We start from the raw sequence: 13,912 nt of genomic DNA on the forward strand, positions 1-13,912 counted from the left end.
ACCGACACCCGCCCAGGTAGGGTCTGGAAGCGTCCAGCTCCCCTTGGAGGAGGTGAGGACCGTGGCAGCCCACGACGACGACACCAACCGCGGCATCCGCCCGGGACGAGGGTCCGACGACCCGGCCGGGCAGATCGCCTATCTTGAGCAGGAAATCGCCGTCCTGCGCCGCAAGCTCGCCGACTCTCCGCGCCAAACGAGGATTCTCGAAGAGCGGATCGTCGAGCTGCAGACAAATCTCGCCGGCGTGTCCGCACAGAACGAGCGGCTCGCCAGCACTCTCCGCGAGGCCCGCGACCAGATCGTGGCCCTCAAGGAAGAAGTCGACCGGCTCGCACAGCCGCCGGCCGGCTTCGGTGTCTTCCTCACGGCGAATGAGGACGGCACCGCAGACATCTTCACCGGCGGCCGCAAACTCCGGGTCAACGTCAGCCCCGGCGTCGAACTCGAAGAGTTGCGCCGCGGCCAGGAAGTGATGCTCAACGAGGCGCTCAACGTGGTCGAGGCCATGACCTTCGAGAGCGTCGGCGAGATCGTCACCCTCAAGGAGATCCTGGAGGACGGCGACCGCGCCCTGGTTCTCGGCCACACCGACGAGGAGCGCGTGGTCCGGCTCGCCGAACCGCTCCTGGGCGTCACCATCCGCCCGGGCGACGCCCTCCTGCTCGAACCCCGCTCGGGATACGTCTACGAGGTCATCCCCAAGAGCGAGGTCGAGGAGCTGGTCCTCGAAGAGGTCCCGGACATCGACTACACCCGGATCGGCGGTCTCGGCAGCCAGATCGAGACGATCCAGGACGCGGTCGAGCTGCCGTACCTCTACCCGGACCTCTTCAAGGAGCACGAGCTGCGCCCGCCCAAGGGCGTCCTGCTCTACGGCCCGCCCGGCTGCGGCAAGACGCTCATCGCCAAGGCCGTGGCCAACTCCCTCGCCAAGAAGGTGGCGGAGGCGACCGGGCAGCCCGCGGGGAAGAGCTTCTTCCTCAACATCAAGGGCCCCGAACTCCTCAACAAGTACGTCGGTGAGACCGAGCGGCACATCCGCCTGGTCTTCCAGCGGGCCCGTGAGAAGGCCAGCGAAGGCACTCCCGTCATCGTCTTCTTCGACGAGATGGAATCGCTCTTCCGCACCCGCGGCTCCGGCGTCAGCTCCGATGTCGAGAACACCATCGTCCCCCAGCTCCTCGCCGAGATCGACGGCGTCGAGGGCCTGGAGAACGTCATCGTCATCGGCGCCTCCAACCGCGAGGACATGATCGACCCGGCGATCCTGCGCCCCGGCCGCCTCGATGTGAAGATCAAGATCGAGCGTCCGGACGCCGAGGCCGCCAAGGACATCTTCGCCAAGTACCTCAAGTCCAGCCTGCCGCTGCACACCGACGACCTCGCCGAGCACGGCAGCGACCGGGACGCCACCGTCCACGGCATGATCCAGACCGTGGTCGAGCAGATGTACGCCGAGTCCGAGGAGAACCGCTTCCTCGAAGTCACGTACGCCAACGGCGACAAGGAAGTCCTCTACTTCAAGGACTTCAACTCCGGCGCCATGATCGAGAACATCGTCGGCCGCGCCAAGAAGATGGCCATCAAGGCCTTCCTCGAACAGCAGCAGAAGGGCCTGCGCGTCTCCCACCTCATCCAGGCTTGCGTGGACGAGTTCAAGGAGAACGAGGACCTGCCGAACACCACCAACCCGGACGACTGGGCCCGCATCTCCGGCAAGAAGGGCGAGCGGATCGTCTACATCCGCACGCTCGTCACCGGCAAGCAGGGCGCGGACACCGGGCGCTCCATCGACACGGTGGCCAACACCGGTCAGTACCTGTAAGGCAGTACCTGCAAGGCTCCTTCAGCACCACGGGCCGGCTGCGGACGTCCATCCGGGCGTCCGCAGCCGCCTGCTTTCCCCGCCGCCACCGCGGCACACCCCGAGCAAACCCCGCAATCACTCCCCACCAGCGCAAAGACGTTCCAGGGGATGTCTTCGAAGTCCCGCACGGCGCCCACGGCGCCCGGCACGCACTCTCGCCCCACCGGGCGAAAGCCCGAGTACGCCCAGTACGAGAGCTTCCGCCCGGCGAGGCGAGAGCACGCACCGGACACCGCGGACACCGCACGGGACGTCGAAGACACCCCCTAGGCTCGTCGGTACCACCGAGGTCGCGCGGCGCGGGGACGGCACCGCACGCGCACCCGCGAGCACCCGCGGAACTTGAGCGCCGCCCCCGCCCGGGGGCGCCGCAGGGCAAGGAGGGCCGCATGACCGTACGGCGAGTAATGGGCATCGAGACGGAGTACGGGATCTCCGTCCCCGGCCATCCCAACGCCAATGCCATGCTCACCTCGTCCCAGATCGTCAACGCCTACGCGGCGGCGATGCACCGGGCGCGCCGCGCCCGCTGGGACTTCGAGGAGGAGAACCCGCTGCGCGACGCGCGAGGCTTCGACCTCGCCCGGGACAACGCCGACGCCAGCCAGCTCACCGACGAGGACATCGGCCTGGCCAACGTCATCCTCACCAACGGCGCACGGCTCTACGTCGACCACGCGCACCCCGAGTACAGCTCGCCCGAGCTGACCAACCCGCGCGACGCCGTCCTGTGGGACAAGGCCGGCGAACGCATCATGGCCGAGGCCGCCGAGCGGGCCGCCGGCCTGCCGGGCGCCCAGCCCATCCACCTGTACAAGAACAACACCGACAACAAGGGCGCCTCGTACGGCACGCACGAGAACTACCTGATGAAGCGGGACACCCCCTTCGCGGACATCGTGCGCCACCTGACACCCTTCTTCGTCTCGCGCCAGGTCGTCACCGGCGCCGGCCGCGTCGGGCTCGGCCAGGACGGCTCGGACCACGGCTTCCAGCTCAGCCAGCGCGCCGACTACTTCGAGGTCGAGGTCGGCCTGGAGACGACACTCAAGCGGCCCATCATCAACACCCGGGACGAGCCGCACGCCGACGCCGAGCGCTGGCGCCGCCTCCATGTGATCATCGGCGACGCCAACCTCTCGGAGATCTCCACCTACCTCAAGCTCGGTACCACCGCGCTGGTCCTCTCGATGATCGAGGACGGCTTCATCGCCGTGGACCTCGCCGTCGACCAGCCGGTCCGCACCCTGCACAAGGTCTCCCACGACCCCTCCCTCCAGCAGCTCGTCACGCTGCGCAGCGGCCGTACCCTCACCGCCGTCCAGCTCCAGATGGAGTACTTCGAGCTGGCCCGCAAGTACGTCGAGGAGCGGTACGGCGCCGACGCCGACGAGCAGACCCGGGACGTGCTGGCCCGCTGGGAGGACGTCCTCGGCAAGCTGGAGAGCGACCCGATGAGCCTCGCCGACCAGCTCGACTGGGTGGCCAAGCGCCAGCTCATGGAGGGGTACCGGCGCCGCGACCAGCTGGAGTGGGACGCGCCCCGGCTCCACCTGGTCGACCTCCAGTACGCGGACGTGCGCCAGGACAAGGGGCTGTACAACCGTCTCGTCGCGCGCGGACGGATGCAGCGGCTGCTGGACGAGCGGGACGTCACCGAGGCCCAGATCAAGCCTCCGGAGGACACCCGCGCCTACTTCCGCGGCCGCTGCCTGGAGCAGTACGCGGACGACGTGGCGGCGGCCTCCTGGGACTCGGTCATCTTCGACCTGCCGGGACGCGACTCGCTCCAGCGGGTGCCCACCCTGGAGCCGCTGCGCGGCACCCGGGAGCACGTCGGGCAGCTCCTGGACCGGTGCCGTACCGCACAGGAACTTGTTCAGGCCCTCTCGGGCGGCTGAAACCGCCGCCGACCGGGAATGATCCATCCGGGGCCCGCGGGCCCCGGGCCGGCCGGACTTTAAGGACGCGCCGGATCAGGGCCCGACTTGTAGGGTCTGATCAAGTACATCGAGTACATCGAACCGAGCGGGGTGAGGTACGGATGGCGGCCAAGGACAGCGACGGCGGACAGCAGAAGGCGAATCGTCCGGCGGAAACGACCGAGGAGCAGACCGAGGACGCAACGGTCTCGGAGGAGCTCAAGGAGCGCCAGGAGGCGCTGAGCGACGACGTCGACTCCGTGCTCGACGAGATCGACGACGTCCTGGAGGAGAACGCCGAGGACTTCGTCCGCGGATTCGTCCAGAAGGGCGGCGAGTAGCCCCCTCGGGGGCCTCGGCCTCCACCGGCGCGCGGGCGGCGTCCAGGACGCCGCCCGCCGCTGCGTACCGGCGGCTCCCGTGAGCTGTCCGTCTTCTCCCGTATCCCAGGTGGATCACCGCCCCCGGGCGGGTAGGGTCCCTGGCGTAACGTGCTTCACCTGCTATTCGGCCACCGGCACGTCGGGCACCGCCCGGCGCTCGGGTCAGGCCGCCGCCTATCCGGAAGGAAACGTGTGGAAGCCATCACTCGTAGCACCGGGCGTCTGCCGGCTGCCTTCCTGACGCCCGGGTCCTCGTCGTTCGTGGACTTCCTGTCGGAGCATCAGCCCGAGATGCTGCCGGGCAACCGCCAGCTCCCGCCCGTCCAGGGCGTGGTCCAGGCCCCGCACGGCACCACCATCGTCGCGAGCACCTTCCCCGGCGGGGTCGTCCTCGCCGGCGACCGGCGCGCCACGATGGGGAACGTCATCGCCCAGCGCGACATCGAGAAGGTCTTCCCGGCCGACGAGCACTCGGCCGTGGGCATCGCCGGGACCGCCGGTCTCGCGGTGGAGATGGTCAAGCTCTTCCAGCTGGAGCTGGAGCACTTCGAGAAGGTCGAAGGCGCCGCGCTCTCCCTGGAGGGCAAGGCCAACCGCCTGTCGACGATGATCCGCTCCAACCTCGGCATGGCCATGCAGGGCCTCGCCGTGGTCCCCCTCTTCGTCGGGTACGACGTGGACCGCGAGCGCGGCCGCATCTTCTCCTACGACGTCACCGGCGGCCGCTCCGAGGAGCACGGGTACGCGGCGACGGGCTCCGGCTCGACCTTCGCCCGCGGGTCCATGAAGAAGCTCTACCGCGACGACCTGACGGAGGAGCAGGCCACCACGCTGGTCGTCCAGGCGCTCTACGACGCCGCGGACGACGACTCGGCGACCGGCGGCCCCGACGTCGCCCGGCGGATCTACCCGATCGTCACCGTCATCACCGACGACGGCTTCCGGCGGCTGACGGAGGAGCAGATCTCCGACGTCGCGCGGGCAGTGCTGGAGCGGCGCATGGAGGAGCCGGACGGGCCGCGTGCGGCACTGCTGTAGGGCGCGGCTCGTGCCGCCTGGATTGTTTGGGTCACCGACAGAAAGGGACGGATAGCCGGTGTCGACGCCGTTCTATGTCTCACCACAGCAGGCCATGGCCGACCGGGCGGAATACGCCCGCAAGGGCATCGCCCGCGGACGGAGCCTCGTGGTGCTCCAGTACACCGACGGCATTGTGTTCGTCGGTGAGAATCCGTCCCGCGCACTGCACAAGTTCAGCGAGATCTACGACCGGATCGGATTCGCCGCCGCCGGTAAGTACAACGAATACGAGAATCTCCGGATCGGCGGCGTGCGCTACGCCGATCTGCGCGGATACACCTACGACCGCGACGACGTGACGGCGCGCGGCCTGGCCAATGTGTACGCGCAGACGCTCGGCACCATCTTCTCCAGCAACGGCGAGAAGCCGTACGAGGTGGAGCTGGTCGTCGCCGAGGTCGGCGAGGACGCCTCGGGCGACCAGATCTACCGCCTGCCGCACGACGGCTCCATCGTCGACGAGCACGGCTCGGTCGCGGTCGGCGGCAACGCCGAGCAGATCAGCTCCTACCTGGACCAGCGCCACGAGGACACGATGACGCTCGCCCAGGCCCTGCGCCTGGCGGTCAGCGCCCTCTCCCGCGACACCAACGGCAGCGAGCGCGAGATCCCCGCCGAGCGGCTGGAGGTCGCGGTGCTCGACCGCACCAGGCCGCAGCGGCGCAAGTTCAAGCGGATCGTCGGCACCCGCCTCGCCCGCCTCCTGGAGGAGGGCTCGGGTACCTCTTCCCCGGCCTCCGCCTCCTCGGCGGCGGACGAGGACGAGGAGCTGGACCTCCCCGACCTGCCGGGCGACGACGGCCCGTCGGGCTCCGGTTCGCAGAGCTGAACCCAGCGGTGGCCCGCACCCGCCCTCACCGGGGCCGGGTGCGGGCCACCGTCATGTCCGGGCGGGCGCCGGGCCGGTGGAGCCGCGGACGGTGAGGGTGACGGGGAGTTCCTCGTCGGCCGGGGTGCCGCCGTCCACCGCGGTGAGCAGTGCGGCCATCCCGCGTGCGCCGAACTCCTCGGCCGGCAGGGTGACCGTGGTCAGTTCCGGCTCGACGGCCGTGGCCAGGGTCAGGTCGTCGAACCCGGTGACGGACAGCTCCCCGGGGACCCGCACCCCCAGCCGCCGGGCCGCCTTGCAGGCCCCCGCGGCCAGCAGGTCGTCGTCGCAGACCAGGGCGGTCGGGCGCTCCCCGGGGGCGGTGAGCAGGGCGGTCACCGCGGCCTGTGCCTCGGTCACGCCGAGCGCGCACCGGTGCGTGCGGAGCCGGGCCCCGGGAACCCCGGCCACCGAGGCGGCGAGGGCGGCCGCGCGGATCTCGAAGGTCCAGGAGTCCACGTCGGCGGCGAGGTGGACGAGGTCGCGGTGGCCGAGCTCCAGCAGGTGCCCGGCGGCCTGGCGCATACCGTCGGCGATGGCGAGGTTGACGGTGGCGGTGCCCGGCCCCGTCGCCGGGTCGCTGTCGAGCATCACCAGCGGCAGGGCGCCCGCCCCGATCCCGCTGAGCGCCTGGGCCGCCATCGACGAGGCGAGGACGCCGTCGAGGGCGGCCGGCGCGGAGGCGAACGGGTCGGTGGCCGGTCCGGTGCCCTCCGGCGAGGGGTAGAGGAGGACGCCGAAGCCGTGCGCGGCGGCGACGGAGGCGGCGCCCGCGTGGACCCGGGCGAAGAACTCGTTGGTGAGCGCGGGCACCACCAGCAGGGCTGTGCGGGTCCGCCCGGTCCGGAGGTCGCGGGCGGCGAGATTCGGCCGGTAGCCGAGGGACCGGGCCGCCTCCCGGACGCGCTCGGCGGTGGCCGCCGAGACCCGGCCCGGCCATTTGCCGCCGAGGACCAGGGAGACGGCGGCCTGCGAGACCCCGGCGGCGCGGGCGACGTCCTTGCTGGTGGGCCGGGAAGCGGCGGACAAAGCGGCGGGGTCCTCTCCGGAGGGCGGAACGGGGTGCGACCGGTGGGCGGCGGCCGGCGGCGGACCCGCGCGCCCCGGCGGGCGTCGGCCGGGACCGTCCCCTCGTCCCTGCGTCACCTGGACCCCGGCTGCCCGCACATGGTACGTATGACGCCGACGTTATACGTAACACTTGAGGTGAGGGGCTGCCGATGGCGGCGGGATACGGGGAACTGCTGCGCTCGCGGCACGCGGCGCGGCTGCTCTGCGGCACGCTGGTCGGCCGCCTCCCCAGCGCGACCGGGCACATCGCGATCGTGCTCTTCGTCCGCTCGGAGGGCGGGGGTTACGCGCTGGCCGGCGCCCTCGCGGCGGTCTACGGGCTGGCCACCGCCGTGGGCCAGCCGCTGCTGGGCCGCGCCGTCGACCTGTACGGGCAGCCGCGCGTCATGCTCCCGGCCGCCGTGCTGTCCGGCGTCGGCATGGTGGCGCTGGCCGTCGTCGGCACCGACCCGCTGCCGCCCGCCTACGCGGCCGTGGTGATGGCCGGAATCTGCACCCCGCCGCTGGAAGGCGGGCTGCGGGCCCTGTGGCCGAGCGTGCTCGGGCGTGCGGACCGGGTGCACGCGGCGTACGCGCTGGACGCGGTGGCGCAGGAGGTCATGTTCACGGCCGGGCCGCTGCTGGTGACGCTCTTCGTCGCCTGGTGGTCGCCGGGCGCGGCGCTCCTGGTGATCAACGTCCTCGGGGTGCTCGGCGCGCTCTCCGTGGTCGTCTCCGCGCCCTCCCGGCGCTGGCGCTCCGCCCCGCGCGAGGCGCACTGGCTCGGGGCGCTCCGCTCGCCCGGACTGCTGGCGCTGCTCGGCTCCTTCCTCTTCGTCGGCGTCGCCCTCGGCTCGATCACCGTGGCCGCCGTCGCCTACGCCGACGACCACGGCCGGGAGTCGGTCTACGGCTGGCTGATGGCCGCGCTCGGCCTCGGCGCCCTGGTCGGCGGCGCGGTCTACGGCGCCCGGCAGTGGGCGGGGGAGCCCGAGCGGCGGCTGCGCCTCCTGGTGGGGCTGCTGGCCCTCGGCTACCTGCCGCTGGCGCTCACCCCCGGGGTCGCCGCGATGACCGGCCTCGCCGTGGTCTCCGGTCTCTTCCTGGCGCCCGCGCTCGCCTGCGCCTTCGTGGTGGTGGACCGGCACGCGCCCCGGGGAACGGTGACCGAGGCGTTCTCCTGGCTCGTCACCGTCTTCGGCGTCGGTGCGGCGCTGGGGACGGGGGCCGCGGGGCCGGCCGTCGAGTGGGGCGGCACCGCCCCCGGGTTCTGGGTCGCCGGGGCCGGGGGAGTGGCCGCCCTGCTGGTGCTGCTGGCCACCACGCGGGTGCTGAACGGGCGGGGCCGGGGCGGCGATCCGGTGGTCTCTTCGGAAAATGATCGAAACGGGGCCGTCGAACCCGGTTTCAGTGCGGGGCATCAGGCGTAATGTTCAGTCATGGACCGCCGCATTTTCGGGCTGGAGAACGAGTACGGCGTCACGTGCACGTTCAGGGGACAGCGCCGTCTGTCGCCTGACGAGGTGGCGCGCTACCTCTTCCGCCGCGTTGTGTCATGGGGCCGCAGCAGCAATGTGTTTCTGCGGAACGGCGCCCGCCTGTATCTCGATGTGGGTTCGCATCCGGAATACGCCACACCGGAATGCGACAACGTCACCGAACTGGTGACCCACGACAAGTCCGGGGAACGCATCCTCGAAGGGCTGCTCGTCGACGCCGAACGCCGCCTGCACGAGGAGGGAATCGCGGGCGACGTCTATCTCTTCAAGAACAACACCGACTCCGCGGGGAACTCCTACGGCTGCCACGAGAACTACCTCGTGGCCCGGCACGGCGAGTTCTCCCGCCTCGCGGACATCCTCATCCCCTTCCTCGTGACCCGGCAGCTCCTCTGCGGGGCCGGCAAGGTGCTCCAGACCCCCCGGGGCGCGGTGTACTGCGTCAGCCAGCGTGCCGAGCACATCTGGGAGGGCGTCAGCTCCGCGACGACCCGCTCCCGCCCGATCATCAACACCCGCGACGAACCGCACGCCGACGCCGAGCGCTACCGCCGCCTGCACGTCATCGTCGGCGACTCGAACATGTCCGAGACCACCATGCTCCTCAAGGTCGGCGCCACCGACCTGGTGCTCCGCATGATCGAGGCCGGCACGGTGATGCGCGACCTCACCCTGGAGAACCCGATCCGGGCCATCCGCGAGGTCAGCCACGACATCACCGGCCGCCGCAAGGTCCGCCTGGCCAGCGGCCGCGAGGCCTCCGCCCTGGAGGTCCAGCGGGAGTACTACGAGAAGGCCGTCGACTTCGTCGACCGCCGGGGCATCCGCACCGGCACCGTCGAGCAGGTCCTGGAGCTCTGGGGCCGCACCCTCGACGCGATCGAGGAGGAGGACCTCGACCGGGTCGCCACCGAGATCGACTGGGTCATGAAGTACAAGCTCCTGGAGCGGTACCGGGCCAAGCACAACATGACCATGTCCCACCCCCGGGTCGCCCAGATAGACCTCGCCTATCACGACATCCACCGCAGGCGCGGGCTCTACTACCTCCTGGAGAAGAACGGCCAGGCCGCCCGGATCTGCAACGACCTGAAGATCTTCGAAGGCAAGTCCGTCCCGCCGCAGACCACCCGGGCCCGGCTGCGCGGCGACTTCATCCGCAGGGCGCAGGAGCAGCGCCGTGACTTCACCGTCGACTGGGTCCACCTCAAGCTCAACGACCAGGCGCAGCGGACCGTGCTGTGCAAGGACCCCTTCCGGTCGGTGGACGACCGGGTGGAGAAGCTCATCGCCGGCATGTGATCGCGCCGGAATGTGACACACCGCTCCTCCCCGCCGTGGACCGGCGGTGACCAGGGCCCCTCGTCCGTGTGACGGGGGGCCCGTTCCATGCCGTACGGGAGCAGTGGGGCGACTGGGCCGTAGAGTGGCGGGACCGACGTTTCCCGTATCCGCCAACCCCCCGAGGTCCTCTGTGCGACGCCGATTTGCCGCCTTGTTCATCGTTCCGGCTCTGCTGCTGACCGCCTGCGGGGGTGAGGAGGCCGAGAAGAAGGACGACGCGGCGGCCTCCGAGAAGCCCGCGGCGGCCCCCAAGGCCCCCAAGCCGGTCGACTCGGCCGACCCCATGCCGGAGGTCTCCGGCGAGCCGGGCAAGAAGGCCACCATCAAGCTCCCCAAGGGCGACCCGAGCGACAAGTTCGTGGTCCACTCCCTCTCCGCCGGTGACGGGCCCGAGGTCAAGAAGGACGACCTGGTGATGGCCAACTTCACCGGCAAGGTCTGGAAGGGCGGCAAGGACCTCGGCTCCAGCTACGACAAGGGTGGCGCGCCCCAGATGATCACCGCGGGCGCGGAGACGATCATCCCGGCGTTCAGCCAGTCGGTGCTCGGCCAGAAGGTCGGCAGCCGCGTCCTGGTCGTCGCGCCGCCGGCCGCCGCCTTCGGCGAGGCCGGCCAGCAGCAGCTGGGTGTCACGGGCAAGGACACCCTGGTCTTCGCCCTGGACATCAAGGACGTCGTGCCGAACATGGCCGAGGGCGAGCAGGCGGAGATCCCCTCCGACCTGCCCCAGGTCAAGGCCGACAAGCCGGAGCCGGCCACCATCTCGGTGCCGAAGAACGACCCGCCGAAGAAGCTGACCAGCAAGACCCTGATCAAGGGTGACGGCGAGGAGATCAAGAAGGGCCAGACGGTGTACATGCAGTACAGCGGCGCGGCCTGGAAGCCGAACGAGGGCAAGGCCAAGGCCAAGCTCTTCGACTCCTCCTGGAACACCGGCTCGCCCTTCGCCACCCAGATCGGCGTCGGCCAGGTCGTCGAGGGCTGGGACAAGGGCCTCGTCGGCACCCACGTCGGCGACCGCGTGATGCTGGTGATCCCGCCGGAGCAGGGCTACAAGGACCAGGACAAGGGCGAGGACCTGCCCGCCAACTCGACCATGGTCTTCGTCGTGGACGTGCTCGCCGCGATGTGAGCCTGACCCGGGGCGGGGGGTGTGCGTGCCGCCCGCCCCACGGTGGCAGACTGTCCCGGTTGCCCGAAAGTACAGAAGCAGGAGCCTTACGTGAGCATCGACAAGCCCGAGGTCGACTTCCCCGGTGGCGAGCCCCCGGCGGACCTGGAGATCAAGGACATCTGGGAGGGCGACGGCCCGGTCGCCAAGGCCGGCGACACCGTCCAGGTCCACTACGTGGGCGTGGCCTTCTCCACCGGTGAGGAGTTCGACGCGAGCTGGAACCGCGGCACGCCGCTCGGCTTCCAGCTCGGCGCCGGACAGGTCATCGCCGGCTGGGACCAGGGAGTCCAGGGCATGAAGGTCGGCGGCCGCCGCCAGCTGACCATCCCCGCGCACCTCGCCTACGGCGACCGTGGCGCGGGCGGCGGGCGGATCGCCCCCGGCGAGACGCTGATCTTCGTCTGCGACCTGGTCGCGGTCTGATCCCAAGCGGTCAACTCCAGGGCCCATGCCGTCAGGCATGGGCCCTCCGCTTTTGCCGCGACACCCCGGGGCGGTACGGTCGTCCGTCGAAGGACCACCAGAAAGGGCGTCGATGGCGATTGCCAAGGCCGAGCGGCTGATGAACCTGGCACTGTGTCTGCTCGGGACCCGGCGCCCGTTGTCCAAACGAGAGCTCCGGGGCTCCATCGAGGCTTACCTCGAGGCGGGCAACGACGACGCCTTCAACCGCATGTTCGAGCGGGACAAGGACGACCTGCGCGAGCTGGGCCTTGTCATCGAGACCGTCGACAACATCGACGGTGAGGTCGGCTACCACGCCCGCCGCGACTCCAACCGCCTCCCGCCGCTCACCCTCGACGCCGAGGAGGCCGCAGCCCTCGGCCTCGCCGCCAGGGTCTGGCAGCAGGCCCGGCTGGCGGGCGCCGCCAGCGGCGCGCTGCACAAGCTGCGCGCGGCCGGGCTGCCCGACGACGCCGACCCCTTCGCCGGGAACTCCGCCCTCGAACCGCACATCCCGGTCCACGAGTCCGCCTTCGAACCGCTGATGCTGGCCTGCCGCGACCGCCGCCCGGTCGTCTTCGACTACCGCAAGGCCAACGCGGTGCAGCCCGCCCCCCGCCAGGTCGAGCCCTGGGCGCTGGAGTGCTGGCGCGGCCACTGGTACCTGGCCGGCTTCGACCGGGACCGCGGCGCCGAGCGCGTCTTCCGCCTCTCCCGCATCACCGGCAAGGTCCGCACCCGCTCCGGCGGCTTCACCGCCGACGTGCCCGACGTCGTCACCGTCCGCGAGACCGTGGCGAGCTGGGCCGGGGAGAGCGCCGAGGGCACCGCCGTCATCCGGCTGCGCTCCGGCGCCGGGTACCCGCTGCGCGCCAAGGCCCGCTCGGTGCGGCCCCTCGGCGAGGGCTGGGACGAGCTGGAGATCCCGTACGGCCACGGGCTCGACGCCTCGCTCGTCGAGTACGGACCCGACGTGGTGGTGCAGGAACCGGCCGAACTGCGGGCCGACGTGATCGACCGGCTCCGTGCCGTGGCGAAGGACTGAGGGAGTAACCATGGCGGCCCAGGCCAATGCCATCGACCGGACGCGGCGGATGCTGTCGCTCGTCACCTACCTGCGCGAGCGCCCCGGCGCCCACGTCGCCGACGTGGCGCGGGCCTTCGGCGTCAGCGAGGCGGAGCTGATCTCCGACCTCGACGTGCTGCCGCTGTGCGGCACCAGCTTCCGCGGCGGCGACCTGCTGGACATCGACACCGACGGCGACCGCATCTGGTGGCACAACCCCGACGACGTGGCGGCCCCCCTGCGGCTCGCCGCCGACGAGGCCACCGCCCTTCTGGTGGCCGCGCGCGCCGTCTCCACCCTGCCGGGCCTGCGCGAGGGCGACCGGCAGGCCCTGCTGCGGGTGACCGCCAAGCTGGAGGCCGCCGCCGGCGAGGCCGCCGCCTCCAGCTCCCGCCTCTCGGTCACCTTCGAGGCCGAGGGCGGCGTCTTCGCCGACGTGGACCGGGCCATCTCCGAACGGCGCCGCCTGTGGCTGCGGTACTACTCGCCCGCCCGCGACGAGCTGACCGAGCGCGAGGTCGACCCGATCCGCCTCTTCACCGTCGGCCACACCTACATGGAAGCCTGGTGCCGCCTCTCCGAGGACCGGCGCACCTTCCGCCTCGACCGGGTCGCCGAGATCCGCGTCCTCGACGAGGTCTCCGCCCCGCCCGAGATCGAGGTCCGCGACCTCTCCGCCGGTCTGGTCCAGCCCTCCGCCGACGACCCCGAGGTGGTCATCGAGGTCGGCCCGGGCGGCCGCTGGGTCGCCGAGTACTACCCGCACGACAGCGCCGAGGAACTACCGGACGGCGGCCTGCGCATCACCCTGCGCACCCCCGACCCCGCCTCGCTGCGCCGCCTCGCCCTGCGGCTCGGCCGCGACGGGCGGATCACCGCCCCGGCCGGGCTCGCCGACAGCGCCCGCGCGGCCGCCCGCGACGCGCTGGCCGCCTACGAGGCCCAGCCGTGAGCGGGGTCCTCTTCAAGGCCGCCTGCCCGGACTGCCGCTCGCGCTTCGAGCTGGCCGCCGGCGCGCTGCGGCTGGCCATCGGCGGCAGCCGCCGCACCACCTTCTACTCCTTCACCTGCCCGGCCTGCGACAGCGCCGTCCGTAAGCCGGCGGGGGAGCGGATCGTGGAACTGCTGACCCGGGGCGGCGTACGGACGCTGCGGCTGGCCGCCGGGGCGCCGCAGCCGCAGACACCGGTGAGGAACTGACACGGGGATGAC

General features: G+C 71.4%; 13 protein-coding genes. 12 read left to right on the top strand and 1 reads right to left on the bottom strand.

What is annotated here, in order from left to right; translation table 11 throughout:
• Positions 1-61 precede the first annotated feature (61 nt).
• The 5 genes from arc to prcA all read left to right on the top strand — a co-directional run bounded on the left by arc (position 62) and on the right by prcA (position 6,084).
• A complete protein-coding gene (gene arc, locus OIM89_RS25685; protein WP_003947206.1) occupies positions 62-1,828 on the top strand; it encodes a proteasome ATPase in 1,767 nt (588 codons plus the stop codon).
• Between the two features lie 431 nt (positions 1,829-2,259).
• Positions 2,260-3,771 carry a depupylase/deamidase Dop gene (gene dop / locus OIM89_RS25690; protein ID WP_030696510.1) on the top strand — a complete coding sequence of 504 codons (1,512 nt, stop codon included), beginning with the start codon at positions 2,260-2,262 and terminating at the stop codon, positions 3,769-3,771.
• 143 nt (positions 3,772-3,914) lie between these two features.
• Entirely contained in the window at positions 3,915-4,133 is a 219-nt protein-coding gene (locus tag OIM89_RS25695; RefSeq protein WP_003947204.1) for a ubiquitin-like protein Pup, read from the top strand.
• 234 nt (positions 4,134-4,367) lie between these two features.
• A complete protein-coding gene (gene prcB, locus OIM89_RS25700) occupies positions 4,368-5,213 on the top strand; it encodes a proteasome subunit beta (RefSeq protein ID WP_003947203.1) in 846 nt (281 codons plus the stop codon).
• Between the two features lie 58 nt (positions 5,214-5,271).
• Positions 5,272-6,084, top strand: a complete 813-nt coding sequence (gene prcA, locus OIM89_RS25705) for a proteasome subunit alpha (RefSeq protein ID WP_030696509.1) — start codon at positions 5,272-5,274, stop codon at positions 6,082-6,084.
• A gap of 51 nt (positions 6,085-6,135) precedes the next feature.
• Here the strand turns inward: prcA and OIM89_RS25710 are convergent, their stop codons facing one another.
• The gene (locus OIM89_RS25710) at positions 6,136-7,152 is read right to left on the bottom strand and encodes a LacI family DNA-binding transcriptional regulator (protein WP_264491651.1); all 1,017 of its coding nucleotides are present in this window, start codon (positions 7,150-7,152) and stop codon (positions 6,136-6,138) included.
• A gap of 191 nt (positions 7,153-7,343) precedes the next feature.
• Between OIM89_RS25710 and OIM89_RS25715 the strand changes: the two genes are divergently transcribed.
• The 7 genes from OIM89_RS25715 to OIM89_RS25745 all read left to right on the top strand — a co-directional run bounded on the left by OIM89_RS25715 (position 7,344) and on the right by OIM89_RS25745 (position 13,900).
• On the top strand, positions 7,344-8,603 hold the full coding sequence (locus OIM89_RS25715) for an MFS transporter (protein ID WP_175457677.1): 1,260 nt from the start codon (positions 7,344-7,346) through the stop codon (positions 8,601-8,603).
• 9 nt (positions 8,604-8,612) lie between these two features.
• Entirely contained in the window at positions 8,613-9,974 is a 1,362-nt protein-coding gene (gene pafA / locus OIM89_RS25720) for a Pup--protein ligase (RefSeq protein WP_030696506.1), read from the top strand.
• A 193-nt stretch (positions 9,975-10,167) separates the two neighbouring features.
• Entirely contained in the window at positions 10,168-11,148 is a 981-nt protein-coding gene (locus tag OIM89_RS25725) for an FKBP-type peptidyl-prolyl cis-trans isomerase (protein WP_217685433.1), read from the top strand.
• Between the two features lie 90 nt (positions 11,149-11,238).
• Positions 11,239-11,613, top strand: coding sequence for an FKBP-type peptidyl-prolyl cis-trans isomerase (locus OIM89_RS25730; protein WP_003947197.1), 375 nt, complete (start codon positions 11,239-11,241; stop codon positions 11,611-11,613).
• Between the two features lie 112 nt (positions 11,614-11,725).
• Entirely contained in the window at positions 11,726-12,679 is a 954-nt protein-coding gene (locus OIM89_RS25735) for a helix-turn-helix transcriptional regulator (RefSeq protein WP_030696504.1), read from the top strand.
• Between the two features lie 10 nt (positions 12,680-12,689).
• On the top strand, positions 12,690-13,652 hold the full coding sequence (locus OIM89_RS25740; protein WP_008408824.1) for a helix-turn-helix transcriptional regulator: 963 nt from the start codon (positions 12,690-12,692) through the stop codon (positions 13,650-13,652).
• Positions 13,649-13,900 (top strand): hypothetical protein, encoded by a 252-nt coding sequence (locus OIM89_RS25745; protein ID WP_003947194.1) that lies wholly within the window; start codon positions 13,649-13,651, stop codon positions 13,898-13,900. Before OIM89_RS25740 ends, OIM89_RS25745 begins: the two co-directional genes overlap by 4 nt.
• Positions 13,901-13,912 lie beyond the last annotated feature (12 nt).

The sequence above is a fragment of the Streptomyces sp. BI87 genome (assembly GCF_025957665.1).
Lineage (GTDB): Bacteria > Actinomycetota > Actinomycetes > Streptomycetales > Streptomycetaceae > Streptomyces > Streptomyces albidoflavus.